Consider the following 17,832-nt stretch of genomic DNA (forward strand, 5'->3'; position numbering starts at 1 on the left):
ACATTTCCTAAGATATTGAGACTTATAAGTAAAGTGCATTATGGCAGGTTACATGGGTTTTGGTATGGCAACTTGGATTTATAGACAAGGTCCAAGAAAAGCTTTTTCGAAAGGAAGAAGCAAACCCTCATGTAATACATTACCGACTTACCAACGTCAATTCAAATTACAACCTTCAGAAAATAAAAGTCAGATTTCCGAAATCCTAAGTTGTTTACTGATAGGGTTATTTTTAATAAGTATGTATTTTAAAGCGTCTGAAGTGGTGACTTACTCTTTAGACGTTCAAAAACAAAAAGAGACACGCATCAAAACTACCAATCAAGAGGCATTTCAGTTTTTGATGAGATCGGGATTAAAGCGTTTAAACGACCAAAATATGACTGGTGCTTATTCAGAATTTAATTTGGCGTATCAAATTCAACCAGATAACGAACAATTGCAACAATTAATGATAGAAGTTTTGAGTACGCTATGTGACAATAACAACGACTATTGCTTGGAATTAGACCAACATTTAAATAGCTCACTTCAACCGTAATTCCATCTTAATATCACTTCTTCTGTATGGGCTATTCGTTTCTAATGGTAATTCTTTAAAGCCGTATTTGCGATAGATATAGATAGCGTTTTCTAATTTAGTGGCAGAGTAAAGCATGAGCGCTTCCCACTGTTGTTTTTTGGCAAATGCAATACAAAATTTTAAAAGTTTTTGACCTATTTTTTGACCACGCATATCAGGCAAGACGGCCATTTTAGTTAATTCAAATACCAGCGGATTTGCTGTTGGCATGAGGGCCACAGTTCCTAAAATTATGGATTCTCGTTGCGCAAAAAATATATGACCTCCTTTATTAATGATATAAGTATTGGGTCGACTCAAAACGTTTTCGTCAAAAGGTTCAACATAGAAATAAGTAGATAACCACTCGATATTCAATTTGTAAAAATCATCAGCGTACTGATTGTCAAAAGGAATGATGTTAACGGGATTCATGCGCTCTTATAAAATCGGTGATGAGATAGCTAATCAATTTCCCTACTTGGGCATCTGTTTCCATAGTTGGAGCCGCTTCACAAATATGTAAATATGTAACTTGTTCATAAGCAGCAAAGTGATTTACAAATTGACGTGTTTTAGTCACTGAAAACCCACTAGGAGTCATCGCACTACTTGGGATATTCTGAATGGCATCACAATCAATCTCTAAGCCAAAAGACGAATGACTCACATGATCTGCAGCGCGCTGCATTTCAGTTTTGAACTTTAGGGATTTTCTCACCATGATGGCTTCAAATGTATTGTAATCAACTTCTTTGATCTTATCGAGAGATTTGAAGATTTGTTCAGATGTATAGTTTTCGTGAAGCCCGAAAATAAAATAGTTTTTTAAAAAACCTTCAGAGAATGCATAGCTAAAGCCATTTCCACTGTGTCTTCCTTCTTCTGCTCTAAAATCATGATGCGCATCAAAATTGACCACATTTAAGGGTTTTTTTAGTGCTAAAGAAGCCCCTTTAATAGCTCCGTAGGCATTGTTGTGTCCGCCACCAATTACAATAGGAATTTTACCAGCTTTGACAATCTGAGAGACTAAGAAGGTGACGACAGTATCTATTTTAGACACTTTTTTTCGTGCTTTCATAAGGTCTTTTTTCTTTTTTGGATTTAGATTTGATAGCTTTTCGCGGTAATTTTCGAAATCTAAATGTCCTAAAATAGCGACCTTTTGAGGTTGCGTGTGAGCATTACTCTGTGTGTTTAACAAAAATTTAATGGCTGTGTCCCAAGTTCTGTAAGCCCCTATATTTCCTAGGTTTGCAAAGATTCCAACGTCCTCTTTGATACCGAAAATTACATACGTAACATCTAATTTTAACAGTTGCTCGTATATATCATTGAAGTCCGGAAGCAATAAGATATGTTCTCCAAATTTGGTTTCTTTGGCTCTTTTGTTCAGAATGCTTTTTAATTCTGAATTTGTAAAAGGTTTAAAGTGTTCCATGAACAAAATTGATTAATTTTGATGTATTAAAAGTACAGATTTTATAAGTTCTGCTTCAAATTAAATTGAAAGAATTAACGTTAAAAAATAACTATAAACAAATAGTAACTTATGGAAAATTCAAACAGTAAGAGTACAGGTTTAAAAATTGCTTTAGGAATTCTATTGGCATTATTTTTAGGAACAGGTTTTTACACTTCTAAATTGTACAATGAGAAAAAAGAAAATGAGGCGGCTCTCACAAGAGAGAAGGAACAAGTGATGGCAGATTTAAGCACAATGGCCAAGCAATATGATGTGGCTATTGGCGAAAATGAAATTGCCAATGAAAACTTGCTTGAGGCAAGAGAGCGTATTCAAGGATTGATGGATTCTTTGAAAATTTCTCAAAATAGTGTAAATAGTCTTTGGAGATACAAGAAGAAATTCTTGGCTTTACAAGAGGAAATGGATGTGTTGTTAGCTGAAAATGACAAGTTAAAGGTAGAAAACTCACTGTTAGCAACGTCCTTAGATAGTACGACTGTACAATTGGCTGAAAGAACGGTGTTTACAGATTCTCTTTTAGTACAAAACACACAATTGGCCGAGGTTGTTGAAAATGCGGCTGTATTGCAAACTACCGATTTAAAAGGATTTGGTGTAATTGAAAGAAGTTCAGGGAAATTAATTCCTACTGAACGGGCTAAACGAAGTGACAAAATTAGAGTTTGTTACACAGTGGCTAAAAATAAATTGGTAGGCGCAGGAGATAAAGAACTTTATGTTCAAGTATTGGATCCAAAGAATAACGTCTTAGGTGCCAATGAGCAAATTCAATTTGAAGACACTGTATTAAACTACAGTTTGGTGAGTAAGTTCAATTATGAGAATAGAAACTTGAATATTTGCGAATTTGTCGCGCCAAACGATGAATTTGAAAAAGGTCGCTATGTTGTTAATGTATTTAATAACAAAGAGCTAGTTTCAACCTCTGAGTTTACTTTAAAATAAAAAATCAATATAAAATTGGTTAGGTGAAAACCCGGAAACTCTTGTGAGTTTTTGGGTTTTTTTTATGGTTCATTGCGTCGTCATTGGATTATTCAAATTTCTGTCCGTTGATAATAACCGTATCAATATGGTTATTCCCGAAAGCATAAGGCAGGTATTGATAACTAGGAATTTCTTTAGTGATAATCAGATTGGCTTTTTTACCACGACAAATACTACCATACATATTGGATATTCCCATGGCATAGGCTCCATTAATTGTTGCTGCATTAATGGCTTCTTCGGGTGTCAGCTTCATTTTAATACAGGCAGAAGACACTACAAAATTCATATTTCCGCTTGGCGTTGATCCAGGGTTATAGTCTGAGGCTAAGGCTAGGGGAAGGCCTGCATCAATGATGGCTCTTCCAGGTGTATAAGGAATACTCAAAAAGTACGAACAGGAAGGCAAGGCTACTGGCATTGTGTTTGAATGTTTTAGTGCGTTCATATCTTCGCGATTCATTTCTTCGAGGTGATCAACGGATAATGCGTCATATTTGGTGGCAAGTTCAACACCACCAAACGCATTAAATTGATTCACGTGTATTTTAGGTGTCAGTCGATGTGCTAATCCAGCTTTTAAAACACGTTCGGTATCCTCAAGATCAAAATAGCCCTTTTCACAAAAAACATCGATATAATCTGCTAGGTTATCTTTGGCTACTCTTGGAATCATCTCGTTAACCACCAAATCTATAAAAGCTGTTTTATTGTCTTTATATGCTTTTGGAATGGCATGGGCTGCTAACAAGGTAGGTTTTACCTTAATTGGAAAATCTTTTTTTAGCCGTTTAATGACACGTAACATTTTTATTTCGGCATCAACGGTAAGACCATATCCTGATTTAATCTCGATAGCTCCAGTTCCCATTTTGATAACGTCGTGAAGACGATCAGATGCTTGTTTGTATAGATCGTCTTCTGAAGTGTTTTGGAGCTTTTCAGCAGAATTAAGAATACCACCACCACGATTGGCAATGTCTTCGTAGGATAATCCATTAATGCGATCTACAAATTCTTGAGTTCTGTCTCCAGCATATACAATGTGAGTGTGGGAATCACACCAGGTGGGCAACACAATTTTTCCTGAGGCGTCAATTACTTCGTCAGCTTCAATCGCACTGTATTCATCCATAGAACCATATTCTACAATGGTGTCGTGGTCAATAAGAAGATAAGCATTTTTTAAAACAGGAAGGATATTCATATCGCTACCTTTAACGATGGTAACATTGGTATCTCTAACTTGTAGTAATTCCTTGATATTAATTATTAGAATAGACATAATAGGCTGGTTTGCTAGATCATAAATTTAAAAATTTATGGAAACAATGAAAACTAAAGAAATTCTATTTCTTAATAAATTTATAGACATCATCGGAATTTTGGAACTTAATGAAGTAAGTACCTTGTTCCAAGAATGAAATATCTAGTGCTGAATCGTGCCTTACAAATTGCGATGTCAGTATCTTTCCCGAAATGTCAACAATTGAAATTTTTGCGTCTGAAGTGAGTCCTTTAAAATATAACAATTGCCCTGTCGGATTAGGGTAAATCGTGACATCTACTACGCTATTTTCAGGTTCAGAAAGTGTAATTAATTGGTTGTTAAAAACACTAACGCTATCGTCATTGTAGGCAATGGTTGAGATGTCTAAATCACCATCATTTTCAAAATCAGCGAATGTAATAGTGTACGCTTGACTTTGTGTATTATCGATCAAGTTCTCAGGGCCAAAACCTCCTAGACCATCATTTTTAAACCAAACAATATCATTACCCGCTCCAGAAGTAGCACTGGTTAATACAAAATCCTTGAAGGTGTCATTATCTAAATCTCTTAGATCTAAACAGGCAGGATTAGCAATAGACGTGGTGATAATGGTTTCTGTATACGTCGCAGTTCCAGGCGCAATTTCCGTACGCTTAAACCAAGAGGCATTGCCTGTCAAATCAGTGACTAGGATATCCAAGCTGGAATCATCGTCTACATCTTCGGCCATAATACTAAAAATATAATCTTTTGTATTTAGGGACACAATGTTTGTGTCTGCAGTAAAATTGCCATTTCCATCATTGTAAAACACTTCAATTCTACAATCATTTGGGACGCCAAATCCGACCGCATTTCCAATAACACTATCAATATCGCCATCATCGTCTATATCTCTCATAGCAAAGGCTCCTGGACTAGGGATGGTATTATTAATAATATTTTTAGGTCCAAAATTACCAGCACCATCATTTGAAAACCAAATGACTTCATTGCCACTATATGCAGAGACCGCAACATCCAATGTATTATTGTTATCTATAGTTCTCGTGTAAACTTGACCAGGTCCACTGATGGCATTAGATATTATTTGTTCTGATCCAAAATTTCCTAGACCGTCATTTGAAAACCAAACCAATTTTCCATCGTCATAGGAAGTTGAAACGATATCATTGGTTCCGTCGTTATTAATATCGGCAATGGCCACACCACCAGCATTGTTTAAAAGGCCAATAGGCGTACTTTGCAGTGTAAAACTACCAGTGCCATCATTTTTCAGCCAATAAACCGTATTTCCAAACGTCGTGCTGATAACAATATCCGGAAAGAGGTCATTATCAATAAGTCCAGATGCAATGTTATATGGTGCATTTCCATTGGGTAGTGGCAGTGCTATCGTTTGGGTCTTTGTGAACGTTGTTTGAGCAAACATAGTTAGTGTTCCAAAACATGCCATGACACAAAATCCTATAATTTTTATCATTCTTTAAGTGATTATAATCCTTGTGTTTACAGTATAAAAAAACTATTTTTTGATGAATTTTATAATATCATTAGTGTTTTCGATTTGTATAAAATACATCCCTCTGTGCAACTCAGAAATATCCAAACCTGTGTTTGACATGAATTCTGAAGTCAATACCGTTTGGCCGAGTACATCATAAATTTGAATGTTTGAAGTACCATTCTGCAACCCATTAATATATAGGGTGTTTGATGTTGGATTGGGATAAACACTAATGACGTTTGAATCAAAGTCTTCAGTACTCAAAGTCTCCAATTTATTTTCGTACCAATCTAAGGTGTCGCTGAAAAAACCAACGGCCGCAATATCTTTATCGCCATCACCATCAAAATCGTTTACTGTAATGCCGAACAATTGATAATTATTATCTACAATTAAAGCACTAGAGTTCAAAGTACCTATATCTGTACTTTCAAACCATATCATAGCATCATCTGCAGAGCTCCCATCTGTAACGATGACGTCATTATATCCATCATTATCTAGATCTGAAACTTTTACTACAGCTGGTCTGGCAATGATTGAAGCATCTGAAATAATAGTTTCAGTTGAGGCACCATCTTTTATTTTACTGTACCAAGCCACTTCACCAGAAGTGTTATCAGATTTAATAATATCTAAGACATCATCATCATTGACATCAGCAAATTCAGCTATAAATAAATAAGGGTTGCCGCTATCCACTGTGACTAAATCTTTTACCCAAGAAACCGTCATAGTACCACTTTCAACATATTGGTTATAATAAATTTCAATGGTACCAGAAGTTCCTCCAGCATCATCAAATCCAATAATAGCATCCAGGTCACCATCACCATCAAAATCATCAAACGACAAATTCCCAGGTAAAGGCACACTTGCAATAACTTGTTTAGGACCAAAAGTGCCGTCACCATTTCCAGCAAACCACACAGCTTCATTCCCTGTATAAGCAGCTGCGGAAATATCTAAATTTCCGTCATTATTAATGTCTGTGGCCGTGACTTGTCCTGCTCCAGATACAGCGGTAGAAATATACTGTTCAGCTGAAAACCCTCCAGCGCCATTATTTGCATACCAAACTACGGCATTATCTATATAAGATACCGTAATGATATCATTGCCATTAATTCCGTCCAAATCTGCAATCGTCAATCCGCCCACACCATTGAGACTTCCCGTTGTTGAAACGGTGGATTGTAGCGTAAAATTTCCAGAGCCATCATTGGCATACCACTTAACGACGTCATTGGAAAAACTAAAGGTTCCAACCACCAAATCAATATCGGTGTCGCCATCTAAATCACCCGAACTAATAATGTAAGGATCGGTGCCAACGTTCGGATCAATATTTTGAATAGGTTCCCAAACGGTTTGAGAGTAGCATGTCACACTAATCAGTAACATTATTGTAGAAAGTACAGTTTTTATCATAATAAAGTTGTTTACAATTGCTAATATAAATGAAAACATCGATAAAGGATGGGTTTATCGATGTTTTGTATTTGAAATATGTGGTGCTTACTTACTTTAATTCACCCACCATGTTCTCTGGTTTTACCCATGCATCATAATCTTCGGCTGTGACATACCCCAGATTTATGGCTTCTTCTCGCAATGTTGTACTATTTTTATGAGCTGTATTAGCAATTTCAGCCGCTTTATAGTATCCTATTTTCGTATTCAACGCGGTTACAAGCATTAAAGAATTATTCAAAAGTTCTTTAATAACATCATGGTTTGGTTCAATACCAGAAGCACAATGCGCTTCAAAACTCACACAGGCATCACCTAATAACTGAGCAGATTGTAAAACATTGGCTGCCATCATCGGTTTAAATACATTGAGTTCATAGTGTCCTTGAGTTCCACCAACGGTTACCGCAACGTCATTACCCATAACCTGGGCACAGACCATGGTTAATGCTTCACATTGCGTAGGATTGACTTTTCCTGGCATAATAGAACTTCCTGGCTCGTTTGCAGGAATGATAATCTCACCAATACCACTTCTTGGACCTGAAGCCATCATACGGATATCATTGGCAATTTTATTCAAGGATACGGCCAGTTGCTTTAAAGCACCATGAGTTTCTACAAGGGCATCATGAGCTGCTAGGGCCTCAAATTTATTATCGGCAGATACAAATGGTAAATCAGTGAATTTAGCAATATAGTCTGCCACAAGCTCACTATAACCCTTTGGTGTATTAAGACCTGTACCAACAGCAGTACCACCTAAGGCAAGTTCTGCCAAATGAGGCAAAGTGTTTTCCAAAGCTTTTAAACCGTGATCTAATTGCGAAACATAGCCAGAAAATTCTTGGCCAAGCGTTAACGGTGTGGCATCCATTAAGTGAGTTCGTCCAATCTTTACAACATCTTTAAAGGCAAGCGATTTTTCATGAAGTGTGTTTCTTAATTTTATCACACCTGAAATAGTAGTTTCTACTACTTTCTTATAGATAGCAATGTGCATACCAGTCGGAAAGGTATCATTGGATGATTGCGACTTATTAACGTCATCATTCGGTTGAATGGTTTTTTCACCTTCGCCAATGACCTTGCCAGCAAGCTGATGAGCTCTATTAGCAATAACTTCATTCACATTCATGTTGCTTTGCGTTCCAGAACCCGTTTGCCAAATAACTAAAGGAAATTGGTCATCATGTTTGCCATCTAAAATTTCATCACATACTTGTGCGATTAAATCGCGCTTGCTTTCATCAAGAACGCCCAGTTCTGCGTTGGTGTAAGCAGCGGCTTTTTTAAGATAGGCAAAGCCGTATACAACTTCCAAGGGCATAGAGGCTGGTGCGCCAATTTTAAAATTATTTCGAGAACGTTCTGTTTGAGCTCCCCAAAGTTTATCAGCAGGTACTTCTACCTTACCCATAGTGTCCTTTTCTATTCTGAATTCCATAATTGGTAATGTGTTTTTTGTTGTTACAAAGTTAGGGTTTTTCAATGTTTTTTGTGGGAAAAGTTGGTGTTTAGTTTGAGACTTTTCATAAGCTGTTGATAATTCTTAAACAAAGTATTGTAAAACATATTGGTTTATTATATCTTTGCATTAACAAAAAAAAACCACATGTTTGAATTTGACCAATATTTAGGATTTTTAGCATTTTTGACCATACTTACCATAGGGTTTTGGTTGATGATATTCTTGATTACATTTGTGATTCCTTACTGGGTTGGTGGAGCCTTTATTGAACGAATGAAAGAAATCAAAGAAGAAAGAAAAGCAAAAAGAGAAGCAGGACACTAAGCTGTTCATTTTAGATATAAAAAAGGAAACTAATTTTAGTTTCCTTTTTTTTTTACGACCTATTTAATTTTTTTTAAGTAAGCTCACATTATTTTTAGCCTTCAAAATCGAAGTCATCGCCATCATCACCACCTCTATTTCCGTCACGCTGACGTTTCTTCTGTTGATTGAAACGGTAAATCACGGATAAAGTGATTTGACGTTGTCTCCATTGAGATTCAGATTCTCTATTAAAAAACTCTGTAGTTGTAAATGAGCGTCTAATTCTTGAATTAAAGACGTCTCTTACGTTCAATGAAACTGTAGCATTGTCCTTAAAAATTTCCTTACTAAAGGCTAAATCTAACGAGAATAGACCTTTTGTTCGAGTTTGTGCGTTCTCTCGAGCACCTCTATAAAAGGCATTGGTCTGCCAATCAATTTTAGCAGGCAAGGTGACTTTTCCACTAAATCTTGCAAACCAGCTCGTGTTTTTGGCGCCATAGTCGACCCCATTAAATTCACCTTCAGTTTCAAACTGAAAGAAATTGAAACTTGTATTGAAACGTAATGACTTACTCGGATTGTAAAGAATGCCAAATTCAGCACCTGTACGTTTATTAGTAGAGAGGTTTACTGGGATCGTTCTGATGATATCAATGCCATCGGTAGTTTGTTGTCCGGTGTTTTCCTGAACACGCTCAAATGAATCAGTTTCATATTGGTAGTAAACCGAAGAGGTTAAGGTAATTTTATCCCAACGCTTCAAATACCCTAAATCAAAAGCACTTGAAAAGGCAGGATTTAAGTTCGGGTTCCCTTGAAAAACGTTGGTTCTACTTGACCGTGTTGGAAATGGATTTATAAACCATCCTCGTGGTCTATTGATTCTACGATTATATCCTAGCGTGATGCTTTCTTCCTGATTATCTTCGCTTTTCAAATTATAAATCAAATTTAAAGTAGGGAAGAGTCCAAGGTAGTTTTTATCAAAATCGGTGTCAATTGGAAATCCGAAAGCTTCGTTTAATTCGGCCTCAGTTAACCTTGAATCGATTTTACCTTTTAATTGTGTATGTTCTAAACGGAGTCCGAGCAGAAATGAAAATTCACCAAACTTTGTCCCATATTGAGAATATACAGCATTTACATTCTCGTCATAATCAAAAACGTTGGTAATGGTATCATTCACAAAAAAATCGCCCGTTAAAATGTTTTCTTGTTCTAATCGGTAATCGGTAATTTCGTTTTCAAAATTACCACGGTAACCTGCTTCAAAGCGTGCATCTTCACCAATTGGAAGTACATAATCTGTTTGGATAAGATATTCCTTCTGATCTTCTGTTTGAAAAATTTGTTCTATTTGGAAAGGCTCAGGGTTCGTGTCTTCAGAAACAATATAATTTTCATCTATATAGGTAAATTGATCTTCAGCATCTTGTTCATATTGAAAATCAGCAGTTAGCTGATGTCCGCCTTCATTAAATTTAGTGATGTAATTTAATGCAATTTGGTAACTGTTGTCTTCTTCATTTTGGCGTTCTAAACGTAAAGTTCTTTCCACAGTGTTACCGTCATTAAATCGCCTACTATTGTTTTCAGATAAATCCGCGTCCTCACCATATCTATAAAATAAACTACCTGTTATAGACGTTTTTTCTGAAATAAAATATTCCATGCCTATATTACCGTTATAGTTGCGATTTAATCGAGTTACTTCTTGTTTTTCACGTACGAATTCGTATTCAGGAGGGACAATTTCACCATCAACAATACGATCAAAATATTCTATATTACTAAAACTATTTCTTGGAGCATCAAAATATCTAAAACCTATGTTCGAGAACAAATTGTACTTTTCCGTTCTGTAATTGATGGTGGCAGCAACACCAGCTAGATCAGGATTTCCTAAATTTAAATTTAATGAGCCATTAAAACCTAAGGTTTCTTTTTGCCTAAGAATAATATTTAAGATTCCTGCAGTACCTTCAGCATCATATCTCGCAGATGGAGACGTAATAACTTCCACACGTTCAATAGCTTCCGCAGGTAGTTGGCTCAACACATTAGAGTCACCAAAACCAGCTAAAGCCGAAGGTTTTCCGTTGATTAGAATTCTAACATTTTCATTTCCTCTGAGACTAATCGCACCTTCAATATCTACAGACACCGAAGGAACGTTATTAAGAGCGTCACTCACAGTACCACCAGCAGTGGTTAAATCCTTACCTATATTATATATTTTTTTATCGAGTTTAATTTCAACCGTTGTTCGTTCGGCAACGACTTCAACGGCATCTAAAGCTTCAAGGTTTAAAGTAAGTCCTACGGTTCCCAAATTAATGTCCGAATCAAGGACTTTATTTTCGTATGTTTTGGTTTTATAGGAAAGGTATTCGATTTTTACGTCGTATGTGCCTGGAACGATATCTATTTTAAATTTTCCCTTGGGATCGGTGATCTCTCCCATTACCAATGTTTTATCACTTGATTTTAAAATAGAAACTGTAGCGTATTCTAAGGGGTATTTCTCATCGGCATCTATAACGGTTCCTGAAACCGTTATTTCCTTTTGCGCTAAACAAAAGGAAGAGATTATTGTAAATAAAAGAAAAAAAGGTAGTTTAAGATTCATAGTTGCCGTAGGAAAATGGTTAGATTAATAAAACCACAAATTTAATTTTATTGTCTATGTCCTTCGGTTAATCTTTTGTTAAACAAATAAATGTTTTGTTAATCTTTTTAATTTAAAAATTAAACAAATAGATGGTTGCTTTTGAATTTGTTCTGAAACGGATCTAATTCTTATTTTTCTTCCGTTTTTTTTGTTTCTTTTTAGCCTCTTTATGATCCCATTCACCTTTAACTGCGTCCATGATTTTGTCCATGGTGTCTTCAGAAACAATGGCCTTAACATCTGTGAAATGTTGCGCGTCTAATTTATTGATGGCGTCTTTGCGTTCTAATTCTCTTAATCCGAGTTTATGAATCTTTGTCACTTCATCAAAATAGGTATCCATACTTTGAGTGATGATTTCCTTTTGAAAATCATCAACCTTTAAAGTGGCAATAAAGTCTTTGATATAGGCTTGCTTTTGTCCTTCAAGCTTTTCCTTATATTTTTCCATTTGAGCCTTCTCCTGTTCGGTTTGAGCGAAAGCAGATGTTGTTACGAAGAAGCATAACAAGAGATACTTAAAAATTGTTTTCATCTTAGAGAATATCTTTTATTTGTGATGGCGGACGTCCAATGACTGCTTTTTTACCATTGATTACAATGGGTCTTTCAATCAATTTTGGATGGGTTACCATGGCTTTAATTATTTCTGAATCTGAGAGTTGTTTTCCTTTATAATCTGACTTCCAAATCGCTTCATTTTTACGAACGAGATCAATAGGAGCTATATCTAATAGAGACATCACGGATGTTAACTCTGTTTCGGACAATGGGTTTTCCAAATACTTAATGACTTCAAAATCCTTGCCAGAATTTTCGATGATTTCTAATCCTTCACGCGATTTACGACATCTAGGGTTGTGATATATTTTTATCATAGTTAATCTATTTATGCGACCGTTTTTTAATTCTGAACCAAGTTTTTAAGAGAATTGAAACGAATTCCAAAAACTCTCAAAAATGGAGTGGCTTTAACTTGTTTTGTGATTATCAACTACAAAAATAGCATTTTCAGTAAAGTCACTCAGGATTCCCGACTATTAATACACTACTTTAATCAAAAATAATGGTATCAATCATCGGTGTTAAATGCATGATTAAAGCTCATTCGGATTCTCCTCCTTTTGTCCCATCATCATAAGGTAAGATTTTAAGAAAGGTTCTATATCGCCATCCATAACGGCATCGACATTACCTGTTTCATGATTGGTACGCACATCTTTTACCAACTTATAAGGATGCATGACATAATTACGAATTTGACTTCCCCATTCGATTTTCATCTTACCGGCTTCTATATCCTCACGCTGCGCCATTTGCTTTTGCAATTCTATTTCGTACAATTGCGACTTCAGCATTTGCATGGCACGAGATCTATTATCGTGCTGAGAACGGGTTTCTGAACATGAAATTTGAATACCCGTGGGTTTATGAGTTAATTGCACTTTGGTCTCTACTTTGTTCACATTTTGTCCGCCAGCACCACTAGAGCGTGCGGTAGTAATTTCGATATCTGCTGGATTGATTTCAATTTCTATAGTGTCATCCACCAATGGATAGACATAAACAGAAGCAAAACTTGTGTGTCGCTTAGCATTACTATCGAAAGGGGAAATACGTACCAAACGATGCACACCATTTTCACCTTTTAACCAGCCAAAAGCAAAATCACCTTCAATTTCCAAAGTAACCGTTTTTATACCAGCTACATCACCTTCCTGAAAGTTCAACTCTTTGACTTTAAAGCCACTTTTTTCAGCATACATCAAATACATACGCATGAGCATACTAGCCCAATCACAAGACTCTGTTCCACCTGCGCCAGCGGTAATTTGCAATACGGCACTTAAAGAATCTCCTTCATCTGAAAGCATGTTCTTGAACTCCAGTTTCTCTATGCTGTTCAACGCTTTTTCATATCTATTTTGAACGTCCTCGGGAGAGGCTTCATCTTCTTTAAAAAACTCATATAGCACTTCGAGGTCTTCTACGAAGGTCTTAGAGGTCTTGTAATCTTCAATCCAACTTTTTTTCTCGCGAAGTGATTTCATGACCAATTCAGCTTGCTTAGAATCATTCCAAAAATTCGGATCGAATGTTTGTTCCTCTTCGTTGGAAATTTCAATTAATTTGGCATCTATGTCAAAGATAGTGCCTTAGTTTGTCAAGGCGTGTATTGAGATCCTTAATTTGATCTGATGTAATCATAGTGAATAATTTGTGTCAAATTTATAATTAAAACTAGCAAAGCAAAAGTAATTCGTCTTATTATTTTTAAAGTAATTTTATGTAGCTTTAACCTTTAATTATCAAAGATGAGAAAAATACTATTCTTGCTGTGTTATATCGGACTTTCACTTCCCGTAAATTCACAAATATTAAAGTCTAAGTCACTACAGAATTATCAAGGATTTTTTAACTTTTATTATGAGGCGTCTACGGATAAAATTTATTTGGAAGTTTCTAAGTTGGATGCGGATTTTCTGTATGTTAATTCATTAGCTACAGGTGTAGGTTCTAATGATATTGGGTTAGATCGCGGACAATTGGGAAATACGCGGTTGGTAAGGTTTGAAAAGGCTGGCAATAAATTACTATTGGTACAACCCAATTTAGACTTTAGAGCTTTAACTGATAATGATTCAGAGAAAAAAAGTATCGACCAAGCATTTGCAAAATCAGTATTGTTCGGGTTTAAAATAGTCGAAACCAATGCTTCTAACTACATTATCGACTTAACCCCTTTTTTATTGCACGACGCTCATGGTGTCATACAAAGGTTGAAATCTGAAGGTACTTACAAGCTAGATTCCAGTAAGAGTGCCTTATCATTAGAGCGCACCAAAGCCTTTCCGAAAAACGTCGAGTTTGAAGCTCTTTTGACTTTCAAAGGTGAGCCTAAGGGTCGACAAATTAGGACTGTCACACCAACAGCGTCTTTAGTGAGTGTCATACAGCATCATAGTTTTATTGAATTACCAGATGATCATTTTAAAAAACGAGCATTTGATCCCAGAAGCGGAGCCATTTCATTTAATTATATGGATTATGCTACGCCCATTTTTGAGCCTATCAAAAAACGATATATCATTCGCCATCGTTTAGAAAAGAAAAACCCTGAAGCTATCAGGAGTGAAGCTGTGGAACCTATTGTGTATTATTTAGATCCAGGAACGCCAGAACCAGTGCGTTCAGCACTTTTGGAAGGTGCACAATGGTGGAATGACGCTTTCGAAGCTATTGGTTTTGAAAATGCCTTTCAAGTGAAAATGCTTCCGGAGAATGCAGATCCAATGGATTGTAGGTATAATGTCATCCAATGGGTCCATCGGTCAACACGTGGTTGGAGTTATGGCGCAAGTGTAGTTGACCCAAGAACAGGAGAAATTATTAAAGGTCATGTAAGTTTAGGAAGTTTAAGAATTCGTCAAGATTTTATGATAGCGCAAGCGCTCATGAATCGACCTTTTGCAAAAGGTGATGCTCATTATCAGCCAATGTTAGAAATGGCATTGGCAAGGATCAGGCAGCTGAGCGCTCATGAAGTTGGACATTCTTTAGGCTTTGCTCATAATTTTGCATCAAGTACTAACAATCGTGCTTCTGTAATGGATTATCCTCATCCAAAGTTAAGAATGTCTGATGGTCAAATTGACTTTAGTGACGCCTATGAGACAGGTGTTGGCTTATGGGATCAGGTAACTGTAGCCTACAGCTACGCTGAATTTGATGAAAATCGTAATGAAAAGGCAGCACTAGACAGTATTTTAGAAGGCGCACAAAAAAAAGGTTTAAGATTTATTACAGATGCAGATGCCAGAGCTCAAGGAGGCGCACATGCTTTAGCACACCTTTGGGATAATGGCAAAAGTGCGGCTGATGAATTACATACTATTTTAGAAATTAGGGCAAAAGCTATCTCAAACTTCTCTAAAGATAATATTCGTGTTGGCGATCCATATTCCGTGTTGGAAGATGTGTTTGTGCCGTTGTATTTTTTTCATAGATACCAAACCGAAGCCACAACAAAAGTGGTGGGCGGATTGGATTATAATTATGCGATAAAAGGCGATGGGCAGCCTATTGTTGCTTCAATTGATGCTAAGACACAAAAAAAGGCACTGGAGGCACTTATAAGTACAATCGCTTCGGAAACCTTAGCTATTCCCAAGGATAAGCTGGCGTTATTTCCACCAAGAGCCTTCGGATACGGCAGAAGTCGCGAGTCATTTTCAAGTCAGGTAGGCGTGGCTTTTGATCCTTTAAATGCTGCCAACACCGCAAGTGAATTCACCTTAAAGTTACTGCTACATCCCGAGCGTGCAAATCGCATTTTGCTTCAGTCTCGGTTGGATGATTCACAATTGAGCTTAGAAGACGTCTTCAATAGACTGATAGAAGCGACGTTTAAAAAGACGCATAGCGACCCTTATATGAATGACATTCAGCAGATGGTGAATAACAATGTCCTAAAATATTTGATGAATTTAGCCGTAAATGATTCGTCGTATTTCCAAGTGCAAGCTTTGGCTAATTCTTACATTGCTGTCATAGAAAAAGAGCTTGAGTCTAAGAACTTAACAGCGTATAATTCTCAGTATTTGAGGATTATTAAAGAGTTTAAGGAACATTCAGATAAATTCAAACTTAAAAACGCTCCTAAGATCCCAGATGGTTCACCCATAGGTAGTGATTTTTGTAATTACAATTCTAATTAATATGATCATAGATTTAAGAAGTGACACGGTTACTAAACCTACGAAAGGGATGCTAAATGCCATGATGGAGGCAGAGGTAGGAGACGATGTATATAAAGAAGATCCCACCGTTAATGCGCTGGAAGAACGTTTAGCAGACATGTTTGGAAAAGATCAAGCTTTGTTTTTTCCTACTGGTAGTATGGCCAATCAAACAGCCTTAAAATTACATACGCATCCTGGTGAACAAGTGATTTGTGATAAGTATGCTCATATTTATAATTATGAAGGAGGAGGCGCTTCATTTAATAGTGGTATTTCTTGCAAATTGATTGACGGAGAAAGAGGGATGTTTACAGCATCTCAAGTCGTAGAATCTATTAATCCGCCAGATTTTTATCACAGTCCGTTGACGCGACTCGTTGAAATAGAAAATACCACCAATAAAGGAGGAGGAGCTTGTTGGGATTTTGAAGAATTGAAACGCATCAAAGCAGTTTGTAATAAACATAATCTTGGTTACCACTTAGATGGTGCTAGGCTATGGAATGCCATGGCAACGACACCTGCTAATGCGAGAGATTACGGACAATTATTTGATACGATCTCTGTTTGTTTGAGTAAAGGTTTAGGTTGTCCAATGGGTTCTGTACTCATAGGTGATGCCAACCTTATGTCTGGAGCCATTAGAGTTCGTAAGATATTGGGAGGAGGTATGCGTCAAGTCGGATTTGCAGCAGCTGCAGGACTTTATGCCTTAGACTACCATTTGGATCGACTTTCAGAAGACCATAAACATGCCAATGAAATAGGTGCCGTTCTACGTAATTTGTCTATCGTAAAAAAAGTAGAGCCTATTGAAACCAATATTGTTATTTTCGAATTAGAGTCACATGTCGACGAAAGCGAGTTTTTAAAACAGCTATCCAAAAAAAACATACGTATTATAGGAATGGGAAGTAATAAACTTCGAATGGTGACCCATTTAGACTATACTGTCGAGATGCATCAACGCCTTTTAGATATTCTGAACGATTTCTGATAAGCCTTATTATTTGAACATATCCATTCCTGGAATGTTAGGCATACCTTCCTTTGCAACTGCAGCGACCTCTGCTTCATGAACAGCTGTAGCGCGTTCAATGGCTTTGTTAAGTGTTAAAATCAGGTAATCCTCCAACATATCCTTGTCTTGTAATAATTCGTCGTCAATAGCAATCGCTTTAATCGTTCTATTCGCGCTAATCGTTACTTTGAGCTTCTCGTCATTGCTTTTTTCATCGATAAGAACACCGTGTAAACGTTCTTTCGTCGCCTCAACTTTCTTTTGGGTTTCTTTTAATTTGCCCATCATTCCCATCATATCTCCAAACATATTGTTAAGTTTTAA

At 36.6% G+C, this 17,832-nt stretch carries 16 protein-coding genes; 5 read left to right on the plus strand and 11 right to left on the minus strand.

The features are described from left to right. Positions 1-40: 40 nt before the first annotated feature. Positions 41-541: a hypothetical protein gene (locus ACU8DI_RS05490; protein ID WP_447111749.1), complete on the plus strand. Its 501-nt coding sequence runs from the start codon at positions 41-43 to the stop codon at positions 539-541. Here ACU8DI_RS05490 and ACU8DI_RS05495 read toward each other — a convergent pair. After that, the gene (locus ACU8DI_RS05495) at positions 527-997 is read right to left on the minus strand and encodes a GNAT family N-acetyltransferase (RefSeq protein WP_447111750.1); all 471 of its coding nucleotides are present in this window, start codon (positions 995-997) and stop codon (positions 527-529) included. The two genes, ACU8DI_RS05490 and ACU8DI_RS05495, sit on opposite strands and share 15 nt — an antisense overlap. Further along, positions 984-2,006 (minus strand): formimidoylglutamase, encoded by a 1,023-nt coding sequence (locus tag ACU8DI_RS05500; RefSeq protein WP_447111751.1) that lies wholly within the window; start codon positions 2,004-2,006, stop codon positions 984-986. The genes ACU8DI_RS05495 and ACU8DI_RS05500 overlap by 14 nt, the downstream gene beginning before the upstream one ends. Positions 2,007-2,117: 111 nt before the next feature. On the opposite strand from ACU8DI_RS05500, the gene ACU8DI_RS05505 reads away from it, so the two are divergent. Continuing rightward, positions 2,118-2,999 carry a chromosome partitioning protein ParA gene (locus tag ACU8DI_RS05505; protein WP_447111752.1) on the plus strand — a complete coding sequence of 294 codons (882 nt, stop codon included), beginning with the start codon at positions 2,118-2,120 and terminating at the stop codon, positions 2,997-2,999. A gap of 88 nt (positions 3,000-3,087) precedes the next feature. Here ACU8DI_RS05505 and hutI read toward each other — a convergent pair whose 3' ends face one another. From hutI to fumC, 4 genes are all read right to left on the minus strand, one after another. Next, a complete protein-coding gene (hutI, locus tag ACU8DI_RS05510; protein WP_447111753.1) occupies positions 3,088-4,326 on the minus strand; it encodes an imidazolonepropionase in 1,239 nt (412 codons plus the stop codon). Between the two features lie 64 nt (positions 4,327-4,390). Next, positions 4,391-5,797, minus strand: coding sequence for a T9SS type A sorting domain-containing protein (locus tag ACU8DI_RS05515; RefSeq protein ID WP_447111754.1), 1,407 nt, complete (start codon positions 5,795-5,797; stop codon positions 4,391-4,393). A 42-nt stretch (positions 5,798-5,839) separates the two neighbouring features. Continuing rightward, on the minus strand, positions 5,840-7,252 hold the full coding sequence (locus ACU8DI_RS05520; RefSeq protein ID WP_447111755.1) for a T9SS type A sorting domain-containing protein: 1,413 nt from the start codon (positions 7,250-7,252) through the stop codon (positions 5,840-5,842). A 91-nt stretch (positions 7,253-7,343) separates the two neighbouring features. Then, on the minus strand, positions 7,344-8,741 hold the full coding sequence (gene fumC / locus ACU8DI_RS05525; RefSeq protein ID WP_447111756.1) for a class II fumarate hydratase: 1,398 nt from the start codon (positions 8,739-8,741) through the stop codon (positions 7,344-7,346). A gap of 168 nt (positions 8,742-8,909) precedes the next feature. On the opposite strand from fumC, the gene ACU8DI_RS05530 reads away from it, so the two are divergent. Beyond that, positions 8,910-9,089, plus strand: coding sequence for a hypothetical protein (locus tag ACU8DI_RS05530; protein WP_447111757.1), 180 nt, complete (start codon positions 8,910-8,912; stop codon positions 9,087-9,089). A gap of 94 nt (positions 9,090-9,183) precedes the next feature. Here ACU8DI_RS05530 and ACU8DI_RS05535 read toward each other — a convergent pair whose 3' ends face one another. The 4 genes from ACU8DI_RS05535 to prfB form a co-directional block, all read right to left on the minus strand. Next, positions 9,184-11,703 carry an outer membrane beta-barrel protein gene (locus ACU8DI_RS05535; RefSeq protein WP_447111758.1) on the minus strand — a complete coding sequence of 840 codons (2,520 nt, stop codon included), beginning with the start codon at positions 11,701-11,703 and terminating at the stop codon, positions 9,184-9,186. Between the two features lie 163 nt (positions 11,704-11,866). Continuing rightward, positions 11,867-12,280 (minus strand): hypothetical protein, encoded by a 414-nt coding sequence (locus ACU8DI_RS05540; protein ID WP_447111759.1) that lies wholly within the window; start codon positions 12,278-12,280, stop codon positions 11,867-11,869. 1 nt (position 12,281) lies between these two features. After that, positions 12,282-12,623, minus strand: a complete 342-nt coding sequence (arsC, locus tag ACU8DI_RS05545; RefSeq protein WP_447111760.1) for an arsenate reductase (glutaredoxin) — start codon at positions 12,621-12,623, stop codon at positions 12,282-12,284. Between the two features lie 219 nt (positions 12,624-12,842). Then, positions 12,843-13,953, minus strand: a protein-coding gene (gene prfB / locus ACU8DI_RS05550; RefSeq protein ID WP_447111761.1) for a peptide chain release factor 2 whose coding sequence is annotated in 2 segments (ribosomal slippage) — positions 12,843-13,889 and positions 13,891-13,953 — 1,110 coding nt in all. Because the reading frame shifts where the segments join, the coding sequence is not laid out codon by codon here. Positions 13,954-14,060: 107 nt separating this feature from the next. Here prfB and ACU8DI_RS05555 point away from each other — a divergent pair. Both ACU8DI_RS05555 and ACU8DI_RS05560 read left to right on the plus strand, forming a co-directional pair. Next, positions 14,061-16,463, plus strand: coding sequence for a zinc-dependent metalloprotease (locus tag ACU8DI_RS05555; protein ID WP_447111762.1), 2,403 nt, complete (start codon positions 14,061-14,063; stop codon positions 16,461-16,463). A 1-nt stretch (position 16,464) separates the two neighbouring features. After that, entirely contained in the window at positions 16,465-17,484 is a 1,020-nt protein-coding gene (locus ACU8DI_RS05560) for a threonine aldolase family protein (protein ID WP_447111763.1), read from the plus strand. 9 nt (positions 17,485-17,493) lie between these two features. On the opposite strand, the gene ACU8DI_RS05565 is transcribed toward ACU8DI_RS05560, so the two are convergent. Beyond that, positions 17,494-17,817 carry a YbaB/EbfC family nucleoid-associated protein gene (locus ACU8DI_RS05565; protein ID WP_447111764.1) on the minus strand — a complete coding sequence of 108 codons (324 nt, stop codon included), beginning with the start codon at positions 17,815-17,817 and terminating at the stop codon, positions 17,494-17,496. Positions 17,818-17,832: the final 15 nt, after the last annotated feature.

This window comes from Psychroserpens sp. BH13MA-6 (assembly GCF_052983595.1).